The 5,237-nt window shown below is 42.7% G+C and carries 5 protein-coding genes; 2 read left to right on the top strand and 3 right to left on the bottom strand.

Annotation, left to right across the window (positions count from 1 at the left end; all coding sequences use genetic code 11):
* A partial coding sequence (locus MHN01_RS15860; RefSeq protein ID WP_239412236.1) for a sulfatase/phosphatase domain-containing protein occupies positions 1–393 on the top strand: 393 nt, incomplete at its 5' end.
* Between the two features lie 61 nt (positions 394–454).
* Complete coding sequence (locus MHN01_RS15865; RefSeq protein WP_239412237.1) at positions 455–784, top strand: hypothetical protein; 330 nt, start codon at positions 455–457, stop codon at positions 782–784.
* 116 nt (positions 785–900) lie between these two features.
* On the opposite strand, the gene MHN01_RS15870 is transcribed toward MHN01_RS15865, so the two are convergent.
* The 3 genes from MHN01_RS15870 to MHN01_RS15880 all read right to left on the bottom strand — a co-directional run.
* Entirely contained in the window at positions 901–2,145 is a 1,245-nt protein-coding gene (locus MHN01_RS15870) for a serine hydrolase (RefSeq protein WP_239412238.1), read from the bottom strand.
* Between the two features lie 210 nt (positions 2,146–2,355).
* Positions 2,356–3,684 carry a putative glycoside hydrolase gene (locus MHN01_RS15875; protein WP_239412239.1) on the bottom strand — a complete coding sequence of 443 codons (1,329 nt, stop codon included), beginning with the start codon at positions 3,682–3,684 and terminating at the stop codon, positions 2,356–2,358.
* Between the two features lie 820 nt (positions 3,685–4,504).
* Positions 4,505–5,237, bottom strand: a 733-nt coding sequence (locus tag MHN01_RS15880; RefSeq protein ID WP_239412240.1) for an alpha/beta hydrolase, incomplete at its 5' end; no start/stop codon positions are given.

Consider the following 5,237-nt stretch of genomic DNA (forward strand, 5'->3'; position numbering starts at 1 on the left):
CAGGGCGAATCTCTGGTTCCCCTCCTCAGCGGCAACTCTTCTGAAAATTGGCGCAGCTCGCTCTACTACCACTTTTATGAGTACCCGGCGATGCACGACGTCTGCCGTCATTACGGGATGAGAGATGCCCGTTATAAGCTGATGCATTTCTACTATCAGATGGATGAGTGGGAATTCTACGACTTGCAAGCCGATCCGACAGAAATGAATAACGCTATCAATGATCCAGCCTATGTCGATGTCATTCAGTACTTGAAAGAAGAAATCAAACAACTGGAAATTAAATACGACGTCCCGCCGATGGCGGAGTGGGTTGATATCCCGCTGGATTACAACCCGGCTCCGACTCTGCAGGAGCTTTTTCCTGACAGCTATCACGTCACAGAGTCTTAGTGCCGTATAAGAGCTCAGTAGCAAGAATAAAAAACATCAAACATAACAATTTGGAGCCATTATGAATAAAAAAATATCCTTATCGCTTATTGTGGCCATATTTCTTTCAGGGTGTGCAACCAACTCCCTGAGTGAAAAAGAACTTGAGATTGCCAAAAATAGGCTTAAAACTAAATCTCAAGTAGAGAGCTACCAGGTAAACTATGTTGATGCCGAATTCCATAAGGCTTGGGCTCGTTCTAAAACAGGAAGATCAGCATGGGTTGCCAATAGATTTACTGAGGAAGATGCGATTGAACAGGCACTGACAACATGCCGAGACATTAACAAGAAGCGAGAGAAGAAACACCCTTGTAAAATAATCAACCTAAATGGTGAGTGGATTGATTAACTATAACCAAAATAATCAATCATGATTTTCAGGCCGTCAGTTACTGACGGCCTGAAAATTCAGCTTTACCAAGTTATACACTTAGCACTCATAATAGTTACTCCTAAACGCTGTTTTTACTCTTGAACAAACGCCGGAATAATAATTTCTTCAAAATGTTTTATCGGGTGATTATTGGCATAATAACTAGTAAATACCGCGCTAAGCTGTAGCTCTGGCACCATGAAAATAAACTGGCCTCCCGCTCCGCGTGCTGAACGAACACGATAGGTGGTTCCGTTTACCTCTGCCTCATGGCTCCACCATAAATAACCATAACTGCTCGGCTTATCTTTATTGGCATGTACCGCGGTCTCACGTTCAATCCAGCTTTTTGACAACACTTGATTGCCCTTGTAAACACCATTATTCATGGTCATCAAGCCAACTTTCATCATATCACGCGACGTCAGCCCCATGCCCGCGGCCCCCTTATCAAGACCACATGCTGATTTCTCAAAGCGATAATGCTCTATTCCCAATGGGGTGAACAGGTATTTCTCGGCGGCTTGTGCCAATGTCAGGCCGGTAGCATTATGAAGAGTATGAACCAGGAGGTCGACGTTAGTGCCATCATATTTAAAGCGTTTATCTATTGTAATCGGTCTGGTATTAGCCAGATACAATTCGGCATGGTTATCTACAGTGATCGCTTCTTTATGGCCTGTTCCTTTGTGGTTAGCCGCCTTATACCGAATGCCTGAACTCATCGTCAGCAAATCCTTAATGGTCAGCGTATCGACACTAGGTGCAACCTTAGAACGATCCACTTCCGGAAGGTAATCTAATACAAAATCATTTTCACTGCCGATTTTGCCAAGATCGATAGCCTTGCCGATACAATGGGCAACAATGCTCTTTGTAATCGACATCTGGTAGTGCAATTTATCCTGACGGGCATCAGCAAAGTACTCCTCCAAGACCAGCTTGCCGTCTTTGGCAATTAAGACACTGTCGATGTTGCCGAGTATTTTTTTCTTCCCCTTCCCTTTTTTATATCGAACTTCTTTCCCGATTCTATATTTTTGATTTTGCTCTTCGATACCATTGAGATAGGCCTGTATCCCATCAAGATTGGCATATTTACGCGCATCATCGACCTCAAGCCCATCATTGATTTCAGTCGGAACTGAATAAGTTATTTCACCGCGTATCGCAAACTGAGTTCGGTCGACAAAAGGCAATTTAGACGGGATATTAAGTGTTGTGATCTCCGGCGCTGTCCCATCACTTTCCTGACCGAGTACCGAGTGACCAAACAGTCCGATAAGCACCGATAGCGATAATAACCCGAATTTTCGCTTGCATACCTGCAGTTTCATTTTCCACCCTGAATTCAACAATATTCGAGTTACAACAAATAATTAAGAGGAAATATAAATTTCCTCGCATATTTATCCGTATAAAAAAATACCCAAATAACTTATGGATAATCTTCTAACATCCACAAGATACTTGGGTAATACAGTCATTAATCCTGGTAGTTGCGGATACCAGCTACAACTACCAAAGATAAAGGAGCTGACAATAGGTTATAGAGTTGGATTCATAACCAGTTTTAAGTTTGTCGCGTAATATGTCATTCCCTTAGGGTTGTAATTCTGCTCTTTATCAACCGTATCCGGGAAGATAGCGATTTTCTGGACATACTTGAGAGCGTTAATATCGATCGATCCATCAGAGCGAACAAAGAACTGCTTAAGCGGGAGTGATACTTTACGTACTTGGCCCATCGGATCAGAGTTCAGGTTGTGGGCAACAACAAATTCAGAGGTCGGATAACGGTATTCGCCACCACCCAGTGGGCTTCTCTCATCGGCTTTCGACGGTGTCTCCATCTTAACCATCAACTCCCCTGTCGGGTGTGGTGTTGTACTGTTCGACTCAACATAGAGATCAAACTGCAACGCACCATTCTCAAGATATTGGCTGAAATCTTTCAACAGATCGTCTTTAATCAAGAATGTTAGGAAAGAGTTCTTCGTACCAGTTGCAGTTGATTCCACTCCTCTAAAATCAGTCCCGTCAAACGATCCATCGATTTTTTTACCATTAGTAGTTGTATAACCAGCCCAACCCGCATCAGCTCCGCCATCAAATGAATAGACAAGAGATTCTGCGTCAGTCAGAACTTCTCGCTTCTCTGGTTTATCACAATCTACGATATTGTTAATGCCAGGTTTATCACCGCCGGCTTCGGCCTGAAAACGGATATTGCTGACATCAACATTCATATTCGAACTCACCTTCATAGAGAAAGGCTGAGTGCTTTTGCTCAAGTCAACACCATTGCCAGAAAAGCAGGTAAGCGGTAGTTTTACAGTCTGTGTATCATTAGCGCCAGGATAACCTTTCGCACCAAGAAATGCGCTCACTGAGCTGGTGATATCAACAGATGCTTCATTGGCGCCTTCAGAGTTTAAAGTGACGGTTACAGGATGGATAACTGCAGGAGAGCCAGAGAGTTTGGTAAATTCATTAACCTTGATATCAAAAAGTAACACACCGGCACCATCGGCATTCGGTTTGGCAAGATCAACACCAGTGCTACTTACGAGCTGGATAGAAGCCTTGTCATTGTCTGTAACAGCCACATTCAAAGCAGCTTTGTTGGCATAGTCACCAATAACTTGGATATTGCTTAGTGCTGAGTTTGCCTGACCGTCAACATCAGCTGTTACATCTGCTTTATCCGTTGCCTGCATCTGGAATGTGCCTGTTGAACCTTCTCCATAAAGTTGGCTCACTTCACCGCCAACAACCCCACCGTCAGTTTTACCGTCTGAGGGGTACTCAAAAGGATCATCAAGACAGCCTGATAGTGCGATCAGCGCTGAGGTTAATATTGCTACTTTTTTCATCTTTGTTTTCATAATTGATGTCTCGATAGAAGGGTTCAGCCTTTATGATTACGTGTGTTGCATAGTACGTTCGTGTCCTGCATCCACTCTTCTGTAACTGTGTAATACACCCAAATAAGTACTTACAGATCGCTTGTTTTCGCTGTAGCGTGCCTATCGCAGACTGACAAAAAAAAGGCTTGTTTTTTTGCCTCTTTACTTTGTACATCTGACTCTATGTCGGCCTAAGCAAAGGAGGACTGCAGTCCATTGCTACCACATGAGAAACAACCTCAAGGTGACAATTCCTTTGTCTTAATCGCAACAGTATAAACGTTTCGACTTCTGGTATAAAACATACCTTAGTTATTAAGGTTGTTCAATGTTTAACAGCAAGGAACTGCTCAACATAACTATCTTTTGATAAATAGTGTGATTTCCATCGTTGATGGTATGAATATATCGAAGGTATATACATTTACAGCCCTATCACTACAGGCGATAGCACAAAAAACTTAGAGTGCTTTATTCCTGACTGAGATAACTTTTGTTATACAAAGCGGCATGGTGACTAGCTTTATTTCGTAGTAAACAACACATTGACAGTTTTTTATATTCAAACCAGTTCACAGAGAAGTGAATATACTTCACAATAGAAAAAGATAATTAAGTAACATTAAATCAACAACTTAAATACAACAACAAACGCAAAGAATGGGGATAGGATGTAATACAACATATCCGAAACGTTTTAACCCTAGCAAACTGATAGAGGTTATAGCCAGCATCGAATCCCCTATTCAACTGGCTTAACTCATTCAATTATTCAAGCTTGGGTATATCACTGAGGGGATTCAAGAAAGCCTAGCGAGGTAAGAAACTTATCGACTTCAGCCAGTGTTTCATCGTATTTGGCGACGTTGAAAAAGCCATGAGGTTGATCTTTATAAAGGAACAAATCGCAACGCCCTCCAAACTTTTCCATCTTTTGCTTATATTGCTTTACCGTCGAAACGGGGATCAGCTTATCCTTGGTACCAAGAAATAAAACAGTAGGCGGTGTATCTTCGCTTAGGTTATGCATAGGGGAAAATCCCTGCCAGTATTCTTTTACACGACCATAACCGTAACCATCGGGACCATTATCAATAACCGGATTAAAAAGCACCAAAGCATCAGGACGAGCTGAAATATCAGTGTTCTCAGTCTCTTCATTATAACCGGCAAGAGTCGCTGTTGCCGCGGCCAAGTGTCCTCCTGCCGAAGCCCCTCCAGCTGCAATTCTCAGAGGGTCAACACCCAGCTCCGAAGCATGCGCACGAACCCAACGTACGGCAGACTTAGCATCTTTTACGGCCTCCTGAGGTGAAGTACTATGCTTGTTTCTTATTCGATACTCAGCTGATATAGCAACCATCCCTCTAGAAGCAAGATACTTACTTTGTTTGTAGAACTGCGTAGGTTTGCCCCCAATCCAACCTCCGCCAAAGAAAAATACGATTGCAGGCCTCACATCAGAAGCTTTATGGTCAGCAGGTGTAAAGATATGAAGTTTCAGTGGCGCTTCATCAGTT

Source organism: Photobacterium sp. OFAV2-7 (genome assembly GCF_022347985.1).
GTDB lineage: Bacteria > Pseudomonadota > Gammaproteobacteria > Enterobacterales > Vibrionaceae > Photobacterium.